Source organism: Vibrio sp. McD22-P3, assembly GCF_021568915.1.
GTDB classification, from domain to species: domain Bacteria; phylum Pseudomonadota; class Gammaproteobacteria; order Enterobacterales; family Vibrionaceae; genus Vibrio; species Vibrio mediterranei.
In genome coordinates, this window is record NZ_JAKGTN010000004.1 from 255,699 (window position 1) to 278,605 (window position 22,907).

The following is a 22,907-nucleotide window of genomic DNA, read 5'->3' on the forward strand; positions in this document are numbered from 1 at the left end:
CATCTCTTCTTGCTGAGTTACAGTTATTGCGCCTGATCGATTTCAGGCATTAGGCTCACTTCCATACCTTTAATCAAAAATGGAACACCTACAGTGACAATGCGCTCACCCATTTCAAGTCCAGAGAGTACCGTGATTTTGTCACCAGACATCGTGGAGACTTCGATCTGCTTTGGAGAAACCGTGTTGTCGTCTCCAACAACCCACACTGTGGCATTGTGTGCATTGTCGCTAATTACCGCAGTTGCAGGCACTTGGATTGAGCCTTTCGTTTCTTGGAGTTTAGAAAAATCTGCAGTGACATAGCCCGTCATACCTGGAAGGATATTTTGATCCGATGGTGCCTCAAGTGTCACCGTCACCTCAAAGGTTTGTGTATCAGCATCAGCTTTAGAGGACACTTCCGTCACCGTCACTGGATATGGTTTCTCTCGAGCTGCATCAAAATAAGCGAAAACCGGTATCTCTACAGGATCTTCAGCTTGTTCATCGCGAATTTGCCTTACTAACTTTTCAGGAACATTAAATTTCAATTCAAGGGTGTTTAGGTTTTGGAAAGTAAACACCACCTGCTTAGCTTCAACGTTTTCGAAATTTTGAATATCTCGCTGTGCCACAAAACCGTCAAAAGGCGCTAAAAGTTTGGTATAGCCAAGTTCTGTGTTTGCTTTATCGTATGCTGCTTTTGCACGTGTCAAATTAGCACGTAGCTGTTCAAAATCTTTTTTGGAGATAAAGTTATCTTTAATCAGTTCTTGAGCGCGTTTGAAGTCAGCTTGAGTTCGCTGCAAAGTCGCACGTGTATCACGCACAGCAAGTTTGAAATTAGTGTCGTCTAATGTCGCAAGTACCGTGCCTTTCTCAACATTATCACCTTCTTTCACTGGAATGCTGTTGACCTTACCCGAGACACGGAAAGCCATATCAGCACGATTCGATGCGAGAACACGCGCAGGGAATTCACGAATCATACTTTGGTTTTCTAAACCAATGACCATAGTTTTAACAGGACGAACAACTGGCGCTTCTGCCTTTTGTTCCGGCTCAGGACTGCATCCTGATAGAGCAACACCGATTACCGTTGCTAAAGTTAGCGCACGTAAATGAGTTTTCATAACAACCACCCAACAAAAAAATTTATAAAAACCAAGACAATAATAGGTCTAAGAAATCAATTACACGTTATTGGTACAAGTTACATTAAGCGTAGCAAAAAGCAACAAACCACAAACAAAAACCCAACCTTTGAATAATCCAATTCGTAGACCAAACTAGCTCAGCCAAGACAGAGCAATATCTAAGACCTTAAATTAACTACGAGTTCATTCTTTTTTTGGTTTTTTTAGCTTTAATTGAAACGACAAATAAGTATCCCATACTGATACATATGATCAATATTATGTGTACATTGTATGAACAAAATTCTCATTAGGTGGCTATCCTCACTATTCGCTATTTTGATACTTGGTGCCTACCTGCTTCTGAATTTTGACTCGCCCCTGACACTCCAGCAACTTAAGCACGAAGAGCACCACTCCCTCGCCCACAAGCAGCAATATGGTGTTGTTCACCTTGTTGCTCCAATTGAACACACCAACCTAGAGGGCAACGACAAAAATAAGGCGCAGTTAGGACTACAACTTTTTCTTGACCCTAGGCTGTCATCCAATCAGCAAGTGAGCTGTGAATCTTGCCATCATATTTTCGATAATGGTGCGGAAAATGTCCGTGTCTCAAGAGGCGTAAATGGATCAGGTGTTAGGAATTCTCCTACAGTATTCAACATAGCCTATAACACTCGTTTCTTCTGGGATGGGCGTGCTTCAAGCCTAGAGAAACAAATGGACGGTCCCGTCCACAACCCTCTCGAAATGAATACTAATTGGAGAAACATTGTTGAATACGTGCAATCGGTGCAAGACTACCGCGTGCAATTCAACGAGTACTTTGGCGGAGTCATCACAGAAGAAACGGTCAAAAATGCCTTAGTCATGTTTATGACCGCCCTTAACACACCAGATTCGCCTTTCGACTTATTTCTTAAAGGGCAAACCGATGCAATGGAGCCAATTGCACAAATGGGGTGGGAGAAGTTTCAATCTTTGGGTTGCGTAGTATGTCATCAAGGAACCAACATTGGGGGCAACCTTTTTCAGAAATTTGGCAATGTTAGTACTACGACTAGTCAAGAAAGAGATCTAGGTCGTTACAACGTCACTGGAATTAATTCTGATAAAGGAGTGTTTCGTGTCCCTAGCCTAAGAAATGTCGCAAAGACTGCACCTTATTTTCATGATGGTCGTGCTGCGACATTGGAAGAGGCGATTGTCACCATGGCTAAAGTACAGCTAGGAAGGGAGTTAGATGCCACTACAACTCTTGAAATTAGCGCCTTTCTTAATGCACTGTCAGCACCGCCTCCCCCGCTCTTGACGGAGTTAGCGCAATGAAAAAGAGATTGTTTAACCGTTCACGGATAGAGTTGTTCTACATGCTTGGTACTCTAGTAGCCGCATGTTGGCTTGTGATAAGCGCCGTCAATAGCTATGTTAGTGAAGCTTATCAGAAAGCGTACCTATCGCTGTCTCAGAATGTCACTCACAATCTCGAAGAGATCTACGTTTTTGAATATAGTGACAACAGCACTTATGACCAGTTTTCAAATGAATTGGTATCTATAGAACTGTTATCTGACAAACTGTATGAGAATATTCGACAAAATCATAATGCCTACTTTCCAATTTTAAACCCTGTACCTGAGACAGCAGTAGCCTCCGCAAAAACCGTTCGAGACGCAATGTTGTCGTTTACGCAAAGATTAGAACGTCTGCTCAGCGCAAAAGTGTCTCTGGAGTATTCCAATAAAACTATCCAAGCGTTAAAAGACAAGCTCTGGAGTGATTATTCTCTGGATGAAACTGACAAGCTTTCCATTTATCGCTATCTTGACGCTAAAAACAACTTAAGCGATTTATCAAACACACTTCGCGACAATACTAGTGTCGTCACCCTAGACAACTACGTTCGGCTAAACAAGCGTGTAAATCAAGACATTAGTAATGAAAAGAAAGCCCTAATAGACAGTGAAGTTCATAGTTTACTAAATCAAACCAACGATTTCTGGTTGCAACGTTCTTCCGATACCAAGCTCCAAATCGCTTTGTCATCGGTAACGCTTTTCTTGTGTTTGGGCGCCTATCTATACTGGCGTCAATGGCTACAGCAACATGTAGAAGCCAAATTGAACAAGGAGTTGCTCGACAACGAAAAAGAGCGTTCTCAGCTAGCAATGGTAGTTGAACACGCTAGCGACGCCATTGTGATTACAAATAGAGATGGCCTAACTACATGGGTTAACAGTGCATTCGAAAAGCTCTCTGGATACCAACTCAAAGAGACCATTGGCAAGAAGCCAGGTGATCTTCTACAAGGAATTGACACTTCTAAGGAGGAAATAAAACGAATTTCAGATGAACTCAGCCAAGGGCATACTGTTCAATCAGAGCTTTTGAACTATCACAAAGATGGACGCCCATATTGGATCGACATTGTTATTACACCGATTAGGAATATTCATAATCAAATCGAACAGTTTATCGCAGTAGAACGAGACAGCAGTGATAGAAAGCAGTTGGAGCAGAATCTCCAACAAGCGGTCCAAGTAGCAGATGCCTCCAACCGAGCTAAATCAACATTTCTTGCTACCATGAGCCATGAACTGAGGACGCCACTAAATGGCATTTTGGGCATGGCTCAAATTCTCGAGTCCTCAGTAACACAGGCGCAACATAAAGAGCAACTCAGTGTTTTGCTTGAGTCTGGAAACCACTTGTTATCTTTGTTAAACGACATCCTCGATATATCAAAAATAGAAGAAGGAAAACTCGAACTTGAAGATATCGACTTTGCGATAGACGAACTTTGTTCTCCAATAATCAGTACGTATTCAGCCATTTGCAATGAAAAAGGTATTCAGTTCAAACTGAACAATCAATTACCATCCGGAAAATCGTTCCGAGGAGATAAATCGCGAATCAGACAATTAATCTTTAATTTGCTCGGAAATGCCGTCAAATTTACAGAGCGTGGATCTGTTGAGCTAGTTTTTTCGAATTCTCAGAGTTCAATGTCGAAAAGTAAAGAGCAATTGAATATTGATGTCATTGATACTGGTGTTGGCATCCCAAGTGACAGACTAGCTACAATCTTCGATCCTTTTACTCAAGCAGAAGCATCTACAACAAGACAATTTGGGGGAACTGGGCTTGGACTGGCAATTGTAAAAAAATTGTCCAACCTCATGGGAGGTGACGCTTATGTGTCCAGCGAACTAGGCAAAGGAAGTAAATTCACTGTCACCGCCAACCTAACACCAATTGAGAACAAAGAAATTCAGCTTAAAGACAAGGTCTCACTCGATGAACAGGCAATTGCTCAGTCTCTTGCTATCCTTCTCGTCGAAGATAACAAAGTTAATGCTCTCGTCGCAAAGACATTTTGTATGAAACAAGGTCACAATGTAGAAGTAGCGGAAAATGGGAAAATAGCGGTAGAGAAAGTCGGTAAAAAACAGTACGACCTTATCATTATGGACAATCATATGCCCGTAATGGATGGCATAGAAGCAACTCGTATTATTAGACAAGAGCTAGGATCAAAAACCGTCATATTTGGCTGTACCGCCGATGTTTTTAAAGAAGCTCATGATAATTTTGTTGACGCTGGTGCAAACCATATTCTGACTAAGCCCCTGCAAAAAGAGAGTTTTATCGATGCTCTCCAAAGGTACCAACACCTATTGGTGAACCCAACGCCACCTGAAAACAGTAATGTTATCCAGTTAGTGCGCCACGACATCATGCAACTCGACTGCACCAATACTGAAGCGGAACTCACGCTGTTGGATTCAACTAGCGAATCGAAACAAGTGCGGTTAGACAATATAGAGCAATTTAAATCCATCGGCGAAGAGACGCTCAATACTCTCGTCAAAGTCTATTCTTCACAAGACGTTATCGGGCTCAAAAACGTCATTATAACGCTGAGGAAGGTAGCACAAGAGTCCGAGTTGAATAGACTTATCAACAAAATAGACGTGTTACTAAGTGAGTTAGATAACGATACAGTCCCGAATATTGAAGCGATGCAATCACTGGTTAACCTAGTCGAAGTCAATATCCATGAAGCGATTCGCATACTTGATCATCAGCAAGGGATGCGGCCGCCAATATCAACAATTTCACCAAATTAACTATCGATACTAACACAAGTTCAGGATACATTATCATTACCGGATGTGTGAAAAAAGAGATGAAATTCAATGCTCAAAGCGGTAGTGTTTGATTTGGATAATACGTTGGTATCTTGCAACCTCGACTTTAAGCTTCTTCGTAAAGAACTAGCCTGTCCTGATGACAAAGATCTGCTAGAACATGTTGCTAGCTCGAGCGAGGACGCTAAACGCAGGGCACTAAACGACATTATTCTTCGCCATGAAATCGAAGATGCTCGATCAAGTACGCTTATGAAGGGAGCACATGAGTTGCTAAAGTGGATGGAAGAAAAGCACCTCTATTCAGGCGTCATTACTCGCAATTGTCGTCAGGCTGCAGAGACGAAGCTAAAATCCAATAACATTGAGGTTCATGAGCTCATTACTCGAGAAGATTTTCCTGCCAAACCCAACCCTGCTTCATTACTCTTTTTAATAGAAAAATGGCAACTAACATCGGAACAAGTTATTTATGTTGGTGACCACGAATACGACATAAAGACCGGAGAGAATGCAGGCTGCTTAAGCTGCTTTATTTCCAATGGTAACGTGACGTCACCTAACATGACTGAAGCGACGTATACTTTTACTTCCCTCGGAGAGTTACATCAGTATTTAGTGGAAACCTTATAAATAGAATATCCGTTAGTTAGCCTGTTTACTTGCGTACATCGCTAGATCGGCTTTAGACAATAAGTCATTGTGTGTGAGATCTTCTAAAGGTGAGAAGCAAACCACGCCGACGCTGTAAGACAACTCAAATTCGCATTCACTCGAACCGTTGAACACCGCTATTTGATCTTTGAAACGCATCAATGGAAATTTAGCATCCACTCTTGTGGTTCCAGACATGAGAACAACGAACTCATCACCCCCAATTCTCGCTATCACATCGGAATCTCTAAAGTTCTCAACGAGCAATCGAGCAAAGGTCGCTAACGCTGCATCTCCCTGACCATGCCCGTAAGTATCGTTGATCAGTTTAAAGTGATTGAGATCGAACGATGCCAGTGTGTATGGCTCCATAGCGAAACGACATCGATTGATAACCTTGTCAGCCAATTTATTGAAGCCTCGACGGTTTGAAATTTGAGTCAATTCATCAATCGTACTGTCCAGGCACGCTATTAACTCATCTTCTGCGAGTTTTGCCAAATCAATAAGATCTTGGACTTCTTGGTCACTAAAATGTCGAGGCTTGCTATCAATGATACAAAGCGTTCCCACTTTAACATTGTCAGCTAACTTAATTGGAACACCGGCATAAAATCGGATATTGGGTTTAGATACAACAAGTGGGTTGTCACTAAAACGTTCGTCAGACAGAGCATCCGAAATAATGAACGGCTCATCACCAAGAATGGCATGCCCACAGAATGAGATATCTCTCGCCGTTTCAGTAGTATCGAGGCCTACACAAGATTTGAACCATTGCCGATCTTGCTCAACGATGCTTACAATAGAAATGTCCACGCTAAACATACGTTTAGCTAGGCGAGTCACTCGATCGAACCTCTCTTCAGGTGTGGCCAATAGCCTCAGAGTTTGGAGAACACTAAGTCGGTAGTCATCATTTATAGGTATCGGTGCTGGTTGCATATGTCTCTGAACCGTTCTCAATCGATAGCTATAAAATTAGACAAAATACGCGAGTTCTGCCATATCTATGTAACTAAAGCAGCACAAAATGATATGAACTCAGAGGAATTAGTGACAAAGCAGTTAATTGCATATTGCAAAATCAACGCATATTGCAATTGCATAATGAAAAAAACGACATTGACTATGCATTAATATTGCCTTAAACCTTAGCATTAACCAAAAGAAATATTGGCACGCGAAATGCATTATGGAAAGTGACTTCAAAATTTGAGGTCACCTAGCCAACTGACGTTGTTAGTGAACCGATTTGTTCACACTGTTTTCGGCCGATTGAGTTCTCAATCGGCCTTTTCTTTATCTGATGCTTTAAAACTGGAGTAATACTCGGCTTTTAACTAGCTCGCATCGATTACTTGATCGTCTTGCTGAGCTTCCATCTCTGCCAATTTCTGCTCTAGCTCTTTAATGCGAATTTGAGCTTCAAGCTCATCAGCACGCATCTCCGCTTCACTACGATTATCTTGTTTTATCCCATCAGCTAAAATTTCGGTACGGTTGGTTTCGCGTGAATCCTCAAGATCTTTCATTGAACCAGCGACTCCACCAGCAACACCACCAGCGACTGCTCCTTTAACCGCGAGTTCAGGCTCACCGGTTAAAACCCCCATGGTAGCGCCTAACAACGCACCTCCAGCAGCTCCGCGGTTTCTCGCAGAGTTTTCGTTTTCTGCATCAAACGCGGGCGAAGAGCATCCTGCTAGCAGAGCGAGGGTAGAAATGGCGAAAAGTGATTTAAGTTGAGATTTTGAAAATGTCATAGGGTGCTCTCGACGTTATGTGTTTGCGTATGGTTAGACTAACGCCTTGAGTGCTATTACTGAATTCACTTGTTGTTATCAAGCTGATAAGCAGTGGTTATCAGCCCATGTAACATAAAACGCCCCAAGTTAAGTAGGGGCGTTTATTCTAATGCGGCACCTAGTAGGCCGATGGAATTACTTTGATAGTGACCAAAGTAACATTTCCGTCGGCTTCACTGTAGCGACAATACTTTCATCAATGATCTTCGCTGAGTCATTAATCATAGACTGATATTCTCTTGCATCGGCTGAAGACACTTTCTCGCCAGCTTCGGCTTTTGTTACCAGTGTCAAACCTAACTGAGCTATCTTCTGTGATGCCTTAGCTAACGGTACCGTATCTACTGACGCTACGTTGTTAGCAAAGACTGTAGCTGCCTCAGAAGAAGCATTGAGTAATTGCTCGTAGTGATTTTTAAGCGACGTTAAAGCAGACTTGTCTCCCTTAACGTATTGTGTCACCAAATCACGCATTTCGTACACAGTGTAACTCTCCACTGGGAGCGCATCAGCAAAACGATTCAGGCGTTCGTGTTGATTATATAAATCTCCTGGGTTCTCTGTCTGAATCCATTTTTCCCAGTTACGCGCATAGTATTGTGCAGGTTCAGTGTACTTCGCCAACACCAATAAAGGTGTTATATCGCTGCCATTAGCCAACCTTTGCATCATGACTCTTGCGTCAGCATGGTGGCGCATACCCAAAGAAATTTCAGACCAATTATCAACTGCACGCATACGCTTATACATGCTTGCTTCATCAGTCAGCTCTTCACTTGACCAGAATCGCTCTGCAATCGCATAACTGCGCGGCCAAATTCTGTTTTCCATCGTCATCGAATTGATATTTTCACCCCAAACGGTGATTTCTCCACCCAATATCAGCTTTTGTTCTTGTTCGTTCAGTTCAGCAGGATAGCCACCAGTTGGCTCAGGAATTGACGCTCCCTCTTGTGCTGAAGAAGCAACCAGTTTCCCCGTCGTTGGCCACCTAACATTACCAATAAGCTGATAGCTCCCTTCGGCAAACTGCTCTCCCGGTAGCTTAAGATTGAACTCTGTGTATGACATGAAGTTATCAAAGTGGCCGCGGAATATCTTGCCAGGTTCATATTCTAAGATCTCAACTTCAGCTCGAGATTTACCGTTATAATCCGTAAATGCACGAACTTTACCGTCTTTTGCTTGAATAATAGTGAGTAAGCCTTTGCGTGGGCCACCTTTAGTACGCGGTTTTTCCCACTGGTAGCTAACAAAGCGCTCCCCTTCGTGAAGCTTATCGTCAACGGTGATGCCACTCGGCATCGGATCATTTCTATAGTGATAACTTGTAGGCTGTGGTTGGTCTAAGTAATAGCCTGTTGATAGCAACCCTTGGTAACCCTCTTGTGCCGCACGGCCAATACTGTCATGGCCTCGCCAGCTCTGAATCACAATCGATTTAGGAAGATCTTTGTGCCAGATTTCGTCCCAGCCGCTCATCTTCTTACCACGCTCCTCAAGCATTTTTTCCACTTTCGCGTTGAGGTACGACTGAAGACCTCGTTCACCATCAAGCTCTTTATCTTTGATAAAAGTTTGAATTTCTGGATTTTCTTGCCATTGTTTGTAGTTAGGCTCATCACCTCCGATATGGAAGTATTCATCCGGGAACAATTCAACCACTTCGTCGAATACACTTTCTAACATGACATACAATTCGGGGTTCGTCGGGTCCATCAGAGGCTCAAATACCCCCCACTCTCTCTGCTGCGGATAACTTTGTTCCCCTAACCCAGACATCAATTCTGGATAAGCATGAGCAACGGCTGACGCATGGCCCGGTAACGAAATTTCAGGAACCACACGAATACCTAGTTTACGTGCATACTCTACGACATAACGAATTTGGTCTTTGGTGTAGTAATTACCGTCCGTGGTTTTCTCCCACAGTTTAGTGTAGTTATCTAATTGAATTCGGATTCCTTGGTCATCCCAAATATGCCAATGGAACACGTTCATTTTCGCCGATGCCATCGCATCAAGTTGACGCAAAATCACTTCCATCTCAATGAAGTGACGAGATGTATCATAAGAAACACCACGCCATCTAAAACGCGGCTCATCGACAATACTGATTGCCGGAACAGAATAACCATTAGCATCGGTCTGGACCAGTTGGAGAATGGTTTCAATACCACGAATAGCGCCATATGGGCGGCTCGACTCTAAAACAATTTTGCCATCATTGCTCGTTAGCTTGTACGACTCATCGGCATCAATATCTTGCACCTCACTCTTAGCTGGGGATTGAATGTCGATAACAAACGTCGCTTCATCCTCTGAATCAGCTCGCCAGTTAAGCGTCGGTAGACCTGTTTGACGCTCTAAGCGTTCTACAAAGCGCTTTGCCGTATATTCGACTCGGTCAGAATTAAATCCTTTAATATAAATACTAAAATCTTTGTCTAACGTTACGCTTCCTTGACCTAATTCCACCGATTGTGGATAAGGCATTAAGTTTAAATCAGTATTTGGTGCCATAGCCCATGCTGCCGTTGTTGTTAGTGAACCGGCTACCAGTAAAGTTAAGATACTCTTTTTCATTATTATTTCCTTAGAATACAAAGTTCAGACCAATACGATAGCGTCACTCAGTTTCGCCTTTATTTGGTCCTGGGATATAAATGTTTTTGTCCGCATCGACAATTTCTGCGTATGGCCTCATAAAATCTGAGTACTTGTCGAGAAATTTAACGGTATGCTCACGCGCGGTAAATTCAGCATTAAACCAGCGCTAAAACACTTATTGATATGATTTTTTTCATTAATAATTATCTATTTTAGGGTTGTCAAAGGGCTACCCAAATTAATGGGCATTAAAACAAAATAACTGGACTAAAAAGCGGCCAGCTTAATTACTGGCCAAATAACAACATAAGACTAGTTATCGTGTCGTGGCTACCGCTGCTCGCACAAGCTCACCAATGTGGTCCCACTGCTCGTTTTCAATCAACGATGTTGCGACCATCCAAGTACCACCGCAGCAGTGAACTCTGTCGAGAGATAGGTAGTCATTGACATTCGCTTTGCTGATGCCTCCCGTCGGCATAAATGCAACATCACCGTAAGGCGCCAATAGCGACTTAACCATGTTTACACCGCCAGATGCTTCTGCAGGAAAAAACTTAAGGAAAGACAATCCTAACTCTAGGGCTTGCTCAACTTGGCTTGGGTTATTCACTCCAGGGATAATGGTTATATTGTTTTCTTGACAGTATTTAACCGTGTTGGGATTAAGGCCAGGAGCAACAATAAACTCAGCCCCTGCTTCAATAGCAAGATCTACTTGTTGTGAGTTCAAAATTGTACCCGCACCAATACACAACTCAGGGTAGGCATCTCTCATAGCCTTGATAGAAGCAGCTGCCGCCTCTGTTCTGAATGTGACTTCAGCGACTGGAAGACCGTTTTCGACTAATGCCTTAGCTAAAGGAATCGCATGGTCTACATTATTAATTTGAATAACAGGAATAACTTTAAATTGTTTTAATTTATTAATTAACGACATGTTGATCTCTTCACAGTAAATGATCCATAGCACCGAGTGGAACAATAGCGCCAGGGTGTTGAATAACGATAGCAGCAACAGAATGAGCAAACTCGGCAGATAACTCGCATGACTGACCACTCAATCTCGCAGACAAATATCCCGCAGCAAAAGAGTCACCGGCAGCGCAGGTATCAATCACATTCGCAACTTTCGATGCTGCGACAATGTGGGTATTAATCTGATTGTTTTCTCGTGTTATCACCTTACATGGTTCACAACCGCGTTTAATCACCACTTCTGCAATTTCAAATCGCTCACAACGTGACTCAATAGACTCTTCAGTCCCCCATATTTCTCTATCATCATCTTCTGTGAGTAACGCTATATCCACATAAGGCAACAGCTTTTCATACCACTGTCGAGCGTCGGAGCTACTCCAAAGCTGAGGACGGAAGTTATTATCAAATATGACTTTTTTACCACTCTCATGATGGTGTTTAGCCATAGTTAGCATTCGTTTCCTAGCACTATTGTTCAATATGGCTAAGCTGATTCCGCTGAGATAAAGCGCATCATGTTGGTTAGCAGCTAAAGCAACTTCTAGTTTACTTACCACATTGTCAAAGTAGTATTTTGCGGCACTGTCATTACGCCAGTACAGAAAGGTTCGCTCTCCATTTACATCAGTTTCGACTAAATACAAACCAGGCTGTTTGTCTGACACGGTTTCAATCAAACTCGTGTCGATATATTCATCGTTCCAAGCTCGTTTCATCTCAACCGACAATTTATCTTCACCCAGCCCCGTCGCGTAGGAAACATCAATACCTCGATTACGTCCAAGCCTTGCTAGATAAAGCGCAGTGTTAAGAGTATCGCCTCCGAATGTTCTTCGAAGTGGCTCCCCACTCAGTTCCACCATACATTCACCGAAGAAAGCTACTTTCATCAGAGCCTCTTAAAATATTAGGATTAGAAGAAGGAGTGCCGCATGCACTCCTAGATAAGACCAAAATTACTCAGTAACTGGTGTCGGTTTTGCTGAAGTTTCTTGAGGAGCTGAACCCAACTCCATTTGAGTGCGTTCAGCATCAAGAATCGCTTGAGCTTGCTCAGGAGAGACCTTATTTTCAGGCGTCACTAGGCTAACCACAACACCAGCAATTGTTGCTACCGTCACTGATGGGATAACTGGATTGCCCCAGAAAGCCGTTAGGTCTGTGCTGAACATTACCGCGAAGGACGCTGCCGATGCACCAACAAGTGTCGCAATCGCTCCCTGCCAAGTGTAACGTTTCCAAAAACGACCCAACATGCCGCATACAAACATGCCTGACATGACCGTTGAGATCATCTTCGTGATATAGCCAATGATGTCATTCGAAGTGAGTGCGAACAGCAGTGCAAAGCCGATAACAACAACCAATGCTAGACGGGAGTAGTTCAGCATTGACTCTTTATTTGGCACTCGGCCAGTGAACATTACATATACATCGCGAAGAAGGATTGAAACGCCTGCTATAGCATCTGAGCTTGCGCTAGACATTGTTGCCGACAAACCCGCAATCAGAACGATCATACCAACCCCTACCGGTAGCACAGTTGCTGCAATATAAGGGAATGCAAAGTTGGCATTGTCCAGACCTGGTTCAATCGCGTGAGCAGCCATACCGATGATTGCTGGGATAATCGAGAAGAACAGATACAAAACACCAGACAATACAAATGAACGGCGAATAGTTGAAACATTCTTACCGGAGTATATTCTTTGACGGAAAGATGGCGTTGCTAACACACCAACACCAATGACCACGGCTAGAGAGACAGCAGGAATAAGTCCAAGCTTTTCAATTGCAAGGAAACTTGTTGCCGCCGGGTCCATCGCTTCGTAAAGATTGTCCATGCCACCGATGTGTTGAACAGATAGAACCGCCATTAAAATAAAGCCAACAAATAGGATAATTGCTTGGATAGTGTCGGTCCAAACAACCGCTGTATATCCGCCAATGACAACATAAATTGTGAATGCTGCTGCGATGATGACTTTTGCTACGTTGAGATCAATATCGGCAATCCACGCCAAATACATACCGCCACCAAGAATATGAGCACCAAGCCAACCAATAGAGGCAATAAAGATAAGCACGCCAACAACATTTTTAACGACACGGTTGGCACCGACGTAATACGCAAGCTCTTCACTCATCGTCATGAAATTAAGCTTTCGAACTGGTGCAAACCAAAGGGCTAATAGTAGGATGCCTAGCGCACCGCCGATACCATAAAGCGCTCCAGCCCAACCATTAGCGTAACCAAAGCCAACCGCTCCCATACTTGATCCAGTACCAACCATGGTTGCGACTGTTGTACCTAGCACAAGAAACAGAGGTAAACCACGTCCACCTAACAAAAAGTCTTCACCAGACTTTTGGTTTCGTGACACAAACCATCCTAGCCAAATAAGAAAACACACATATATTCCGAAGCCGGATAAAAATAGTGTACTGTTCATTGAACACCTCCAGAGATATAAGTGACTCATTTAAGCCACTTACCGTTTTACGTTATTTTAAACTCAGAAGTAAGAGGCACTTCTGAATTAAGTCCATTTAGATTGTAAATATTTATATTTTTGTGAAGAGCATTCAGTAGAATGCCCTTAATATTAATTTAAGTAATATATAACAAGTATTTATTTAACGACGGTCTTCGCGGTAACACGTGACATCAACTTCAACTTTTACGTCGACAACAAGATCGCATACCATGCAGATACGAGCAGGTGGGTTTGCGCCAAAAAACTCTTTAAACACTTTATTAAATGATTGGAAGTAACGTGAGTCCGTCAGTACAACTTTGACATGTACCACATCTTCAAGGCCGTAACCTGCTTCTTCCATAATGTCTACGCAGTTCTGGATTGCTAGACGAGATTGATCAACAATCCCTCCTTCAACGACTTCGCCGTCAGTCATTGGCGTTTGACCTGAAACGTAAAGAAAGCCTCCCGCCTCAGTTGCGCGAGCGAACGGTAGATGTTGACCACCTGTACCTACACCACCTTCTACACCATAGCGCTTAATCGTCATTTTAATTCTCCAATTATCTATTTTTTAACTAAATTTATATTTCCAAGAGCAAATAATGCTCATTTAAATATTACTTCTCTTGACGATATATAAATCGCCCAAATCTATTTTTAGCAACGGTTTTATTTGAGTAACTAATATTTCCGTTAACCAATACACACTCAATCCCATCAGCGACTGAAATGGGGTTTTCAAATGTTGCGGTATCTTTTATTTTCTGTTTGTCGAATATCACGATATCAGCGAACGCACCTTCGCGAATGACACCTCGATTCGATAAGTTGTATCGTGTCGCAGACATACCCGTCATCTTGTGTACCGCTTCCTCCAAAGGAAATAATTCGCGACCTTGACAGTAATGGCTCAACACTTTGGGGAATGTTCCCCATAGACGTGGATGAGGATGAGGATCATTGGGTAAACCATCTGAACCCACCATCGTCAAACGGTATTTCAAGACTCTTTCAACGTCTGCTTCATCCATGCAGTGATAAACAGCGCCAGCAGGTTGCAAAGCTCTTGCCGCTTCAATAAGAGGCAATTCCATTTGCTTTGCGATGTCAGCGAGCATTTGTCCTGCGCATTCTGGCTTTGTTTCAGACCACGTAATGAAAATATCAAAATCTTCAGTGACTTGTTTTAAATCTAATGTTGACGAGCTAGCAGAATATGGGTAGCAGTCGCAAGAGACATCTTGATGAGCTGATGTCTTCTCCATCAAATCAAGAACTTCAACTGTACGCCCCCAATTACCAGCACCTGCACATTTTAGATGTGAGATGACAACAGGAACTTTTGCATGCTTTCCAGTCTCAAAAGCCTCTTCCATCGCATGCAAGATTTCTTCAAACTCAGTACGCATGTGTGTGGTATAAATACCATCATGCTCAGCAAGAACCTCAGCTAACCGCATAACTTCACTGGCTGTCGCCTGTTTGGCACTGGCATAGGCCAAGCCGGAACTTAAACCAAGTGCTCCTTGTTGCATTGCTAAATCAAGCGTTGTCCTCATCGAAGCTAACTCTTGCTCGCTGGCTTCTCTGAATAGGTCATTCATCACGTTATTACGTAACGTGGTGTGGCCGACTAGCGCGGCGACGTTCACGGCTGGTTCTGCTGAAGACACCGCCTCGGCATATTGAGCAAACGTCGGATACTTAAAATCTTCCTGTTTGCCTAACAAGTTCATTGGATCCGGCGGTGCGCACTCCAATACGGCAGGCGATGCACTGATACCACAGTTACCGACGATCACCGTAGTAACACCCTGACTGATTTTTGGTAAGCAATCGGGATAGCGAATAACATTAGTGTCGTCATGAGTATGTACATCAATAAAACCAGGGCTGACTATCAAACCTTCAGCATCAATAACAGACGTCGCTTTCTCGTTTGTTAATTCACCAATTTTGACTATTCGATCTTCTACTAACCCTACATCCGCTTTGTACGCTGGAGTATTGGTACCATCGACGATTTCTGCATTTCTAATAATTATGTCGAACAACATGACCTTCTCTCTCAGTTCGTGCATTTCACACAAACAATCATAGATAGTTACCCACACAAACACAGTGACTAATTACACAATTTAACCCATTGAGTTTGATAGTTTCTAACATATTAATTATCATTGTTACCATCAAACATTAAATATCAACAAGTTAAATCATGTTAGAAAGAGAATTATCAATGATAGATTTAAAAGAAAATGATAGAAACAAACAGAAAAATACAACGGTACCATTTGGCAGAGGAATGAAAGGAGTGCCAGTGACGGCTGAGCTTAAGACAAAATACAGCCTGATTAATGAAGAAATTAGCCTACCCGTAGCAGTTATTAACAAACAAGCATTGCTGAATAACATGGACTGGATGCAAGCTTTTGCTAACTATCATGGCGTTTTGCTTTGTCCACATGGAAAAACCACCATGACACCAGACTTTTTCGCCATGCAAAAGCAAAAAGGTGCATGGGGGATAACAGTAGCTACGGCACCACAAGCAGAAACAGCGGCTAGCGCTGGGTTAAAAAATATCATGATCGCTAACCAACTGGTTGGTAGAGCAAATATGGCAATGGTGGCTCGTATTAAGAAAGAGACTCAAGCTAGAGTCATCGTGTGCGTAGACTCAGCCGTTAACGCTGATCAATTGGAACAATTCTATTCAAGTATAGATGCGAACATTGAAGTGTTAATTGAATACGGTGTTGCTGGAGGTCGCTGCGGTTGCAGAACGAAACAAGAGGTAGCCGAACTTGCTAAACATATTAGTACTTTGCCTCATGTCTCATTGGTCGGAATCGAGGTCTACGAGGGAGTCATTCATGGTGGAGATGAAGAGTCTCTCGTTAGGGCTTTCTTAACAGAGACTATTGAAATTGGACGTGACCTCATCAGTCAGGAGTTGGTGCCTAACAAGCCTATTCTCACCGGAGCTGGATCCGCATGGTATGACGTCGTGGCAGAAACTTTTGCTCATTTGAATGACTTTCAGGCTGTTATTCGACCAGGTTGCTATGTTATTCATGACACAGGGATCTATCTTGACGCCCAAGAAAAAGTCATGGCCAGAGCAGTTAAAAATGGTGGTTATGCGTGTGAGTTGGGTGGTGACCTATCCTCTTCGCTCGAAGTGTGGGCGTATGTAATTTCTAGACCAGAGCCGACCAAAGCGATCGTAGGACTCGGTAAGAGGGATGTAGCCTTCGATGCGGGACTACCGATCCCAGAACGTATCTATCGAGCAGGTGCTGAAATCAAAGAAAACAAGATCATCGCTACTGATGTTATGGACCAACACACATTTTTGGCCATTCCACCAGAGTCGTCACTTCAGGTTGGTGATATGATTGCGTTCTCAACGTCACACCCATGCCTTACGTTTGATAAATGGCGTCTTCTCGCGATCAGCGACAATGAGCATAATGTTGAGCAATGGGTAGAAACGGCTTTTTAGAGGGAAAGTTTTGACCGTAGAAGTAGACATCATATCTCAGATCACGGAGCGCTACAGCGCGCTTCGTGATGCTGAAAAGAAAGTGGCAGACTTAATTACCGACGATATACATTCTGCCGCCAATGCGAGTATTACCGAACTAGCACAGCAAGCAAGCGTTAGTGAAGCGACTATTACTCGATTTGCTAAGGCTGTAGGTTGTCTTAATGTTAGAGATCTTAAGATCAAACTGGCGCAATCACTCGCCGTTGGGCAGCGCTTCATCATTGAGCCGCCTGACCAAACAAGCCACCAAGGCATTTACGAATCGATCAAACAGGCGTTGGATATCAACCGTGCCCTTATCAATGAAGCCGATATTAGCCAAGCCGTTACCATGCTTCACTCTGCTAGACAAATAATCGCAGTGGGTGTGGGCGGCGGTTCAACTATTACCTCGCAAGAGCTTCAACATCGTTTGTTTAGGCTAGGTTACCCTGTGGTCTCATACAACGATGGTCTTCTTACTAGAATGGTCGCTGCTACTGCAGACGCCAACGATGTCATGGTGGTCATTTCCGCGACGGGACATACCCCTGTTATCGTCGAAACCGCAGAAATTGCTCAGCAATACGGGATTAGAGTGATAGCCATAACTCCTGCCGACTCACCTTTAGCAAAGCTCAGTGATATTGTTCTTCCCATTATTCACAAAGAAACCGACTTCATCTACAAACCGTCGGCGTCTCGTTACGCTATGCTAGCTCTGGTTGATGTATTGTCGATGGAGCTTGCCGTCAATCACAAGCGTCGCTCTCGTGACCGCTTACGTCGCCTCAAACTCGCTCTAGATACTCACCGCACAGGCAGCGATCGCCAACCTTTAGGTGATTAAAAGTATTCAAACATGAACGCAATTGTGAACTAGCGTTCATGTTTGGTTCATATTGATTGCTCTATTATCTAACCATCAAGGAGCGATGCACATAAAGACTCATCCATTTTCCGACGCTGTTTATCAAGAGAGGTCATTATGAAAAAAGCACTCCTAACCGTTAGCGCCGTATTTATCGGCTTTGTTGCGATGATGTTCAGTTTAATCATGGCAATTCCACTTACCATTGCTGCATATGTCACGGGTAATCGTATTAAGAAAGAGCTCGACAAAGAGTTAGCTCAACAGCGCCAAAATATGCAAGGCAATACAATAGAAGGTGAATATGAAGAAGTCTCGTCCAAGTAGGTCTGCTATTCGCGAAATACGTTCGCGACATAAAAGAAAACTGGTCGCGCTCGTCTTCTATATTTCTGTATTCATCACTGCAGGTATATTTGGTTGTTCTGCCAAGAACACTGACCCTGCCTACCAAAAAGCAAAGGCACTCCCTGCCTATCAGCAAGCTTCATTTGAGCGATACATCCAAGATACTCAACGATGGCTTGCTGAAAACCGTGCATTCAAATCTGACGATCATCAACAAGAAATTGCGCTCAATAGTCCCTTTGAGCTAGTGCCTGACTCCCCTAATGGTCAAGCCATATTGTTAGTGCACGGACTTGGTGACTCACCCTACTCGTTTCACGACATTGCGGAACATTTGGTTGAGCAAGGCTATTTAGTTAGAGCAATTTTACTTCCTGGGCATGGCAGTAAGGCCGGTGATTTGCTGCTGCCTAGCTACTCTGACTGGGAAAATATCGTTTCACACCATACTCAGCTACTGCTTGAAGATTATCCTAATGTTTGGCTAGGCGGATACTCTACCGGCGCTAATCTTGTGACTGCCTATGCACTGAATGATGACCGTATTTCTGGGCTGTTGCTTTTCTCTCCAGCATTCCAACCCAAATCGGAAGCAGTCAAATACGCGCGCTTTGCAAGTTACTTCATGGACTGGGCTGACCAAGACCCAGAGAACAATGTACTACGTTACAATTCGTTGCCTATGAATGGTGCAGCCGTATACTACCAAACGGCAAAAGTCGTACAAGACAACCTCGCTACTCATCTTTTCGTCAAACCAACATTAATGGTGTTGAGTGAAACCGATAGCGTTGTCGATACCACCGCAGCCTCTCAAGCGTTCCAAAACCAGTTTATCCATGCTGAAAGCAGACTTATTTGGCAAGGAGAGCACCCCCCTGAAGGTCAGAGAATCATCAGTCAGACGATGGTTTTACCTGAATATCGTGTTTCCAACGGCTCTCATATGGGTATGCTATTCAGCCCTAACAACCCGTATTATGGGCAGACTGGCATGATCACCATTTGTGATAACGGTCAACGTGACATTGACTATGCAAACTGCCAATCGGGCCATCAGGTTTGGTATGCCGCTTACGGTTATCAAGAACCAAACAAAATCCATGCACGGTTAACCTTCAACCCGTATTTTCAAGAGCTTATGCAATCTATTGATTTAGTAATGAAACCTAACTCTTAGCGACAAGTCAATTGGCTCTTTTATAACCATATAACTCTCTAGAATAGACATTTTTGTTGATATCAGTTCCAAAAATGATAATTTGACGATGACAATTTAAACATTTACAATACGACGTACTAATTATTTCTTATTAACCTATCAGTGCTAATAGCTATCCGACTGTGTTTCTTGTTCACCATCATTCTGTTTGCGTTAAGCTCTAGGGCCGTTTATGCCCAATTTTCCCCCCTCACGCTCATAGAAGACAAACTCTATAAAGAAACGGTACTTGCCTTGAATGCAGTACGTTACTCAAGTTTTAATCATGGAATCGAGTTATTAACGCAACTTCAACGAAGTGCGCAGATTGGACACGATCCAGTTGCAAGCTATTACTATTATCTTGGAAAATTCAAACATCATCGAGCACACAAACGTCCTTTGGAAGCACGTAAAGCATTAGATGCCATGCAACAAATCGGCATCCAAAAAAGCGTGCCTTGGATAGTAGCAGAGAGTGATATGTGGTTAGCGACCTTTGATATTACCGATGGTCACTATGATGTCGCCTTACAACGAGCAAACCGCGCACTGCTGGCTGCCAAAAAGCTGCGTTACTTGCACCTTGAAGCAAGGACACACAACCTCATCGCTGTCATCCACTCCAGTCAAAATAGACAGTTACAAGCAAAAAAAAGCTATACCGCAGCATTGGAGATTTTCCGTAGTATTGGTGACGCCGCGTATGTGGTCAAAGTTATTTCCAACATCTCTTTAATCTATGCCGACTTAGAAGAATGGGATAAAGCGCTTGAATACAATCAAGAGGGCTATTTTTGGCTCCAGAAGAGTCATCAACCGCAATTAGAACAAGAGGCGATACTCGCCCTCAATCGATCTATCATCGCTGGTAATATTGGTAGCCTGAGTGAACAGTCAGAGTATCTTGACTTAGCAGAACTAAAGGCAGATCAGCTCGGTGATGTTAGCCTTATCGCCAATGTTAAAAGCAATAAGGCATATAACTCACTTGAAAAAGGACACTACCGACAAGCTGAATGGCTCGCTCAAGAGTGCCTATCTTTAGCAGAAAAATATCAGATTAAAACCCAGGTCCCTCATTGCATTACACACCTTGGACGAGCACTGAGTTTTCTTGGTAACAGCAGTACAGCAGAGTCGTTATTGATTAGTGCCAAAGATCAATTCATTGCTCTAAAAGATCCTCTTAATACGGCAAAAGCATACAACCACCTTGCTAATTTTTATGCCGGACAGCAGCACTTTGATACTGCATATAGGTATGCTCGGCTTTATCAAGAAGAAAACGAGATCCTACTTTTCGATAGACGCCAAAAAGCCCTATTTGAACTAGAGCAAGTACATGCTGATACCGAACAGCAGCATAAAATCACCCAACTTCATACGGAGAACAAACTCAAGCAAACTCGCATCAATTACCAAGAGTCTAAGGAAAAAATGTGGGCGGCCATTTTTGTGGCAGGTATGTTTGGCTTTTTGCTGCTGTTTAAAAGCAAGAATACACTCCAACAGCAAAACATTTCCTTGTTGTCGACCAATCATTCGTTGCGTGAGCAGAGCATGCTGGACTCACTCACGCGCATACCAAATCGTCGGTTTGCAGAACATTATCTTAGTGGTGATAGAGCTCTACCGGGCAAAGGGCATATTGCTATCGGTTTAATTGATATTGACCACTTTAAAGATATAAACGACAAATTAGGTCACGCGGCTGGGGATATTGTCCTACAAGAAGTTGCTCAAACGCTCAACAGCGTCTTGTTAAATGACGACCTACTAGCACGTTGGGGTGGTGAAGAGTTTCTTATCATTGTCCGTGCAGGCACGCTTGCTCAATTGCAAGATCGTCTGACTAGGCTTCGAACCACCGTTGAAACGACCAGCCTATATTTTGACGAAGGTCGATTAACGGTGACTGCATCTATTGGCGCAACCTTGTTAAGTCCTGCAAACTACCAAAAGCATTGGCGTAACAAGCTCGATATTGCTGATAAGCACCTTTATCAAGCCAAATCTGAAGGGCGTAATAAAGTCGTTTTCACCTAACAATCAACCAGATGTAGCTTAAAAACTCAGATTAGTAAGCGGAAAGGTAGTTGTTTAGGTACTGCTTTGGAGTAATACCTCGGTATTTCTTAAACATACGGCTAAAGCTGGTCATATTGGTATAACCTAGGCTCTCGGCAATTTGTTCCATAGGTGTGCCTAGCACAATTTGCTTCACCGCTTCCCCGGATAGAACGAATCCTACCACTGAGGTAAAGTTTAACCCAGACGCTTGTAACCGTCTTTGTAATTGCTGCTCCGACAGGCCCAACAATTCCGACACCTTTGCTAATGTTGGAATCCCAAAATGTCGCGAATAATTCACCACTTCATACAACACTTTCATATGATCCTGAGAGTCTGGCATGTTCAAATAGTTATCGAGATCTGCAAAACTCATAGAAAGCTTTTCTGCGGCTAATGACGGTATCTTGTTGCCTTGTAATCGCAGCTTGTTGGGTAACCAAACCTCTGTTTGATTGTGCCCCCATTCAATTGGACAGCCAAAATAGGCCTCGTATTTACTTCTATTTGACTTGGTACCTGATATACAAACACGATCAGGAACAAACTCTTCCCCCAGATAGCGCTTCAATACATTACACATGAAGTTTGCAACTCTGACACCATCATCGGCTTTTGCGGCTGCAGAAATTGAGCTGTTGTAATACGTCCACTTAACAATTGGACCCACTACTTCGCCACTGAGAAAAGCCCCAGATTGAATACAAGTAATACCAAAATTAATTCGACGAATGGTCGAGGCAAGATCATGACCTGAGAAAAACCAGCGACTCATAGAACCTAGTCTATCAATCGACATTTGGCTGACAAGATTAAGTACGGCATCCTGATCTCCTGTTATCAACTCAATGTTCTCGTAGAACTGATTGAGAACTGAAACTGGGATCAGTGTCATTGGAAACTCGAGGGCTTTAGCTGGGATCCCCAACTCTTCTGGTCTTACACCATAGGTTTTGTGCAGGTTTCCGACCAGCCCCGCAATACCCATAGCTCTTACAAAGTGTACATTCTCAAACATATCGTCACCAGATGATACTAATTGCCTCAAAACATGTTGATTCTTGATGAAATCTA

17 protein-coding genes and 1 pseudogene are annotated in these 22,907 nt (G+C 43.1%); 8 read left to right on the forward strand and 10 right to left on the reverse strand.

Features of this window, described 5'->3' with window-relative positions:
• Positions 1-23: 23 nt before the first annotated feature.
• Positions 24-1,115, reverse strand: coding sequence for an efflux RND transporter periplasmic adaptor subunit (locus tag L2W36_RS06810; protein ID WP_006069073.1), 1,092 nt, complete (start codon positions 1,113-1,115; stop codon positions 24-26).
• 297 nt (positions 1,116-1,412) lie between these two features.
• Here L2W36_RS06810 and L2W36_RS06815 point away from each other — a divergent pair, with 297 nt between their 5' ends.
• The 3 genes from L2W36_RS06815 to L2W36_RS06825 all read left to right on the forward strand — a co-directional run bounded on the left by L2W36_RS06815 (position 1,413) and on the right by L2W36_RS06825 (position 5,905).
• Positions 1,413-2,450, forward strand: a complete 1,038-nt coding sequence (locus tag L2W36_RS06815) for a cytochrome-c peroxidase (protein ID WP_236109642.1) — start codon at positions 1,413-1,415, stop codon at positions 2,448-2,450.
• Positions 2,447-5,251, forward strand: coding sequence for an ATP-binding protein (locus tag L2W36_RS06820; protein ID WP_236109643.1), 2,805 nt, complete (start codon positions 2,447-2,449; stop codon positions 5,249-5,251). The genes L2W36_RS06815 and L2W36_RS06820 overlap by 4 nt, the downstream gene beginning before the upstream one ends.
• Before the next feature lie 69 nt (positions 5,252-5,320).
• Complete coding sequence (locus L2W36_RS06825) at positions 5,321-5,905, forward strand: HAD family hydrolase (protein ID WP_198558733.1); 585 nt, start codon at positions 5,321-5,323, stop codon at positions 5,903-5,905.
• Between the two features lie 12 nt (positions 5,906-5,917).
• Here the strand turns inward: L2W36_RS06825 and L2W36_RS06830 are convergent, their stop codons facing one another.
• From L2W36_RS06830 to L2W36_RS06865, 8 genes and pseudogenes are all read right to left on the reverse strand, one after another.
• Entirely contained in the window at positions 5,918-6,871 is a 954-nt protein-coding gene (locus tag L2W36_RS06830) for a sensor domain-containing diguanylate cyclase (RefSeq protein ID WP_124941861.1), read from the reverse strand.
• A 398-nt stretch (positions 6,872-7,269) separates the two neighbouring features.
• Entirely contained in the window at positions 7,270-7,692 is a 423-nt protein-coding gene (locus L2W36_RS06835; RefSeq protein ID WP_006069078.1) for a glycine zipper domain-containing protein, read from the reverse strand.
• Positions 7,693-7,869: 177 nt separating this feature from the next.
• Positions 7,870-10,320, reverse strand: coding sequence for a family 20 glycosylhydrolase (locus L2W36_RS06840; RefSeq protein WP_236109644.1), 2,451 nt, complete (start codon positions 10,318-10,320; stop codon positions 7,870-7,872).
• 340 nt (positions 10,321-10,660) lie between these two features.
• Complete coding sequence (locus L2W36_RS06845) at positions 10,661-11,284, reverse strand: bifunctional 4-hydroxy-2-oxoglutarate aldolase/2-dehydro-3-deoxy-phosphogluconate aldolase (protein ID WP_268980652.1); 624 nt, start codon at positions 11,282-11,284, stop codon at positions 10,661-10,663.
• Between the two features lie 10 nt (positions 11,285-11,294).
• Positions 11,295-12,215, reverse strand: coding sequence for a sugar kinase (locus tag L2W36_RS06850; protein WP_198558732.1), 921 nt, complete (start codon positions 12,213-12,215; stop codon positions 11,295-11,297).
• A gap of 117 nt (positions 12,216-12,332) precedes the next feature.
• Positions 12,333-13,778: pseudogene (locus L2W36_RS06855) on the reverse strand (sodium:solute symporter family protein); the annotation flags it as partial.
• Positions 13,779-13,962: 184 nt separating this feature from the next.
• Complete coding sequence (locus L2W36_RS06860) at positions 13,963-14,355, reverse strand: RidA family protein (protein WP_006069083.1); 393 nt, start codon at positions 14,353-14,355, stop codon at positions 13,963-13,965.
• A gap of 70 nt (positions 14,356-14,425) precedes the next feature.
• Entirely contained in the window at positions 14,426-15,898 is a 1,473-nt protein-coding gene (locus L2W36_RS06865; protein WP_268980658.1) for an N-acyl-D-amino-acid deacylase family protein, read from the reverse strand.
• 149 nt (positions 15,899-16,047) lie between these two features.
• On the opposite strand from L2W36_RS06865, the gene L2W36_RS06870 reads away from it, so the two are divergent.
• From L2W36_RS06870 to L2W36_RS27420, 5 genes are all read left to right on the forward strand, one after another.
• Positions 16,048-17,316, forward strand: coding sequence for an amino acid deaminase (locus tag L2W36_RS06870; RefSeq protein WP_443088380.1), 1,269 nt, complete (start codon positions 16,048-16,050; stop codon positions 17,314-17,316).
• Between the two features lie 10 nt (positions 17,317-17,326).
• Positions 17,327-18,190 (forward strand): MurR/RpiR family transcriptional regulator, encoded by an 864-nt coding sequence (locus L2W36_RS06875; protein ID WP_038226420.1) that lies wholly within the window; start codon positions 17,327-17,329, stop codon positions 18,188-18,190.
• Between the two features lie 138 nt (positions 18,191-18,328).
• Positions 18,329-18,538: a hypothetical protein gene (locus L2W36_RS06880; protein ID WP_006069087.1), complete on the forward strand. Its 210-nt coding sequence runs from the start codon at positions 18,329-18,331 to the stop codon at positions 18,536-18,538.
• Positions 18,516-19,739 carry an alpha/beta hydrolase gene (locus tag L2W36_RS06885; RefSeq protein ID WP_236109647.1) on the forward strand — a complete coding sequence of 408 codons (1,224 nt, stop codon included), beginning with the start codon at positions 18,516-18,518 and terminating at the stop codon, positions 19,737-19,739. The genes L2W36_RS06880 and L2W36_RS06885 overlap by 23 nt, the downstream gene beginning before the upstream one ends.
• A 144-nt stretch (positions 19,740-19,883) precedes the next feature.
• Entirely contained in the window at positions 19,884-21,809 is a 1,926-nt protein-coding gene (locus tag L2W36_RS27420) for a GGDEF domain-containing protein (RefSeq protein WP_236109648.1), read from the forward strand.
• A 31-nt stretch (positions 21,810-21,840) separates the two neighbouring features.
• On the opposite strand, the gene L2W36_RS06895 is transcribed toward L2W36_RS27420, so the two are convergent.
• Positions 21,841-22,851 carry an AraC family transcriptional regulator gene (locus tag L2W36_RS06895; protein WP_038221595.1) on the reverse strand — a complete coding sequence of 337 codons (1,011 nt, stop codon included), beginning with the start codon at positions 22,849-22,851 and terminating at the stop codon, positions 21,841-21,843.
• Positions 22,852-22,907: the final 56 nt, after the last annotated feature.